Annotated in this window: 5 protein-coding genes; 3 read left to right on the top strand and 2 right to left on the bottom strand. The window is 61.5% G+C overall.

Annotation, left to right across the window (positions count from 1 at the left end):
- Positions 1-102: 102 nt before the first annotated feature.
- The gene (locus ROA7023_RS23325) at positions 103-267 is read right to left on the bottom strand and encodes a hypothetical protein (RefSeq protein WP_200812594.1); all 165 of its coding nucleotides are present in this window, start codon (positions 265-267) and stop codon (positions 103-105) included.
- A gap of 16 nt (positions 268-283) precedes the next feature.
- On the bottom strand, positions 284-655 hold the full coding sequence (locus tag ROA7023_RS23320; protein ID WP_085881326.1) for a DUF1428 domain-containing protein: 372 nt from the start codon (positions 653-655) through the stop codon (positions 284-286).
- Positions 656-700: 45 nt separating this feature from the next.
- Between ROA7023_RS23320 and ROA7023_RS23315 the strand changes: the two genes are divergently transcribed.
- From ROA7023_RS23315 to ROA7023_RS25395, 3 genes are read left to right on the top strand one after another with little or no spacing between them, the layout of a single operon-like run.
- Positions 701-1,366, top strand: coding sequence for a TetR/AcrR family transcriptional regulator (locus tag ROA7023_RS23315; RefSeq protein WP_268808040.1), 666 nt, complete (start codon positions 701-703; stop codon positions 1,364-1,366).
- Between the two features lie 3 nt (positions 1,367-1,369).
- Positions 1,370-1,849: a VOC family protein gene (locus ROA7023_RS23310; RefSeq protein ID WP_085881325.1), complete on the top strand. Its 480-nt coding sequence runs from the start codon at positions 1,370-1,372 to the stop codon at positions 1,847-1,849.
- Positions 1,842-2,339 (top strand): GFA family protein, encoded by a 498-nt coding sequence (locus ROA7023_RS25395; RefSeq protein WP_085881324.1) that lies wholly within the window; start codon positions 1,842-1,844, stop codon positions 2,337-2,339. The genes ROA7023_RS23310 and ROA7023_RS25395 overlap by 8 nt, the downstream gene beginning before the upstream one ends.
- The last annotated feature ends 69 nt before the right edge of the window (positions 2,340-2,408 follow it).

Here is a 2,408-nt window from a genome sequence, read left to right as displayed (position 1 = left end):
TACAGGTCTCGCAACCCGAACCTTCTCCGAAGATCGACGGTGACCGCCAGCGTCACCACCGGCCGCGCACTGCGCTACGCCGGAGGCTCCGCGCGCGGCCTCCTACACCACTTCCCGGGACACTACCACCTCGCCCATCATCTCGTCCCAATATGGCTGCGACCAACCGCCGAGGGTGAACCCGCCGGTCGTGTCCTCTTCGGGTCCGCCGGGGGCCTGCATCACGCCGTCGAGGCTCATGAAGGTCTGGATTTTGATCTGTCTCATGCTGCGCTCCAATCCATCAGGCGTCGAGTTCGACGACAGGAGAGAACCCGCCGTAGATCATGCCCATGCCATCGAACGGCATGGGGTTCTTGTCGGGGTTTATCCGGTCGTCGGTTTTCGACGCCTCTTCCATCTGTGCCATGCAGGCATCGCGCGTCACCTTGTCCGGCCATTCTATCCAGCTGAACACCACCGTCTCGTCGTCCTTGGCCTGAACGGCCTTGCGGAAATCGGTCTGCTTGCCATCAGGGACATCATCGCCCCAGCATTCCCGAACGCGCAGCGCCCCCTGATCAATGAAGTAGCGGTTGGCCGTGTCCGCGTGGTCGGTGAAGGTCTGCTTGTTCGCGGTCGGGACCGCGAGAATGAAGCCGTCGATATAGCTCATGGTCTTTCTCCCTATTTCCTCTTCACAAGATACCGACCGTATTGTATGTATGTCAATATGCCAAGACCGACCAAACAATCCCCAGAGCGCGGCGATGCGCGCACCCGCCTTCTGGAAGCCGCACGCGATGTGATCCGCCGTAAGGGTTTCGCTGCCACCTCCGTCGATGACATCTGCCAATCGGCGGGGGTCACGAAGGGTGCGTTCTTCCATCACTTCAAGACGAAGGAGGCGCTTGGCGTGGCGGCTGCGAAGTACTGGGCCGAAACCACCGGCACCCTGTTTGCAAGCGCACCCTATCACGCGCCGGACGATCCGTTGGACCGTGTTCTGGCCTATCTGGATTTCCGCAAGGCCATCATCGGTGGCGAAACATACGAATACACCTGCCTCGTCGGCACCATGACGCAGGAGGTGCACGATACGGCCCCGGCGATCCGTGACGCCTGCGCCGACAGCATCCTCGGCCACGCCGCCACGCTTGAAGCGGATATCGAAGCGGCCAGGGCACAGCGGGGGGTCGACGCGAACTGGACGGCCGCAAGCCTCGCCCGCCACACCCAAGCAGTCCTTCAGGGCGGGTTCATTCTGGCCAAAGCCACCGGCGACGCCGACATGGCCCGCGAGGGCGTCGATCACCTGATCCGCTATGTGCGGGCGCTTTTTTGCCTCGATGACGAATCCGCAATTTCAACAACACGGGAGAATTGAACGATGGAACATGCAGCGAAAGTGCGAACCTGCCTCTGGTTCGAAAAGGGCGGTGTCGAGGCCGCCAACGAATACGTCTCGCTTGTGCCGGACAGCCGGATCGAGGGCGTGCGCGACAATGGCCAGCCGGACGATCCAATGATCGTCGAGTTCATCTTGGCCGGTGCGCCGATGATGATTCTGACGGCAGGTCCGCATTACGAGCTGACGCCCGCCGCGTCGATCAGCGTCCTGACCGAAGATCAGGACGAGACAGACCGGCTTTGGGCGGCGCTGACCGACAAAGGCGGCGAGACCGGACGCTGTGGCTGGCTGGTGGATCGCTTCGGTGTGTCGTGGCAGATCGTGCCAGAACGGATGCCGGACCTTCTGGCTAGCGACGATGCAGGCGTCGTGCAGCGCGTGAGCGAGGCCATGATGCAGATGGGCAAGATCGACATCGCGGCCCTTGAAGCGGCGGCGAAAGAGCCAGCGCATGGCTGATAAGACCCAGATCGCCTGTTCCTGCGGCAACACATGCCTTGAAGTGAAGGGTAGGCCCATCGCCAGCGTCGAGTGCTGCTGTAGGTCTTGCCGGGAGGCCGCAGCTCGGATGCAGCGCCTCGATGGCGTGCCGCCCATCCTCACGGACTACAATGCGACTCCGTTCGTTATGTATCGCAAGGATCGGGTGCGGTTCGTCACGGGAACCGAAAACCTCCGATCATTTCGTCTGTCGTCCGACACTTCGACCGAGCGTGTCATCGCCACATGCTGCAATACGCCGGTCTATCTGGTCTTCAAGGGCGGCCACTGGTTGAGCCTCTACGGAATGATGTGGCCCAAGGGCGTAGTTCCGCCGCCCGAAATGCGCACGATCGTCTCGGACCTGCCCGACGGTGCGCACCTGCCGGACGACATTCCCAATGCGAAAAAGAGATATGCCCAAAAGTTGGTGACGGACATCATCAGGCGGCAGCGTGAAGTTGCTTGATACCGTCTTTGAAGACAATCCCTTGGATGACCTCGGGCAGACGGTTGGGCCCGGAGATCTTCCGCCACT

Origin of the sequence: Roseisalinus antarcticus (genome assembly GCF_900172355.1) — a bacterium.
Taxonomy (GTDB): domain Bacteria; phylum Pseudomonadota; class Alphaproteobacteria; order Rhodobacterales; family Rhodobacteraceae; genus Oceanicola; species Oceanicola antarcticus_A.
This window is presented reverse-complemented; position numbering and strand designations above follow the sequence as displayed.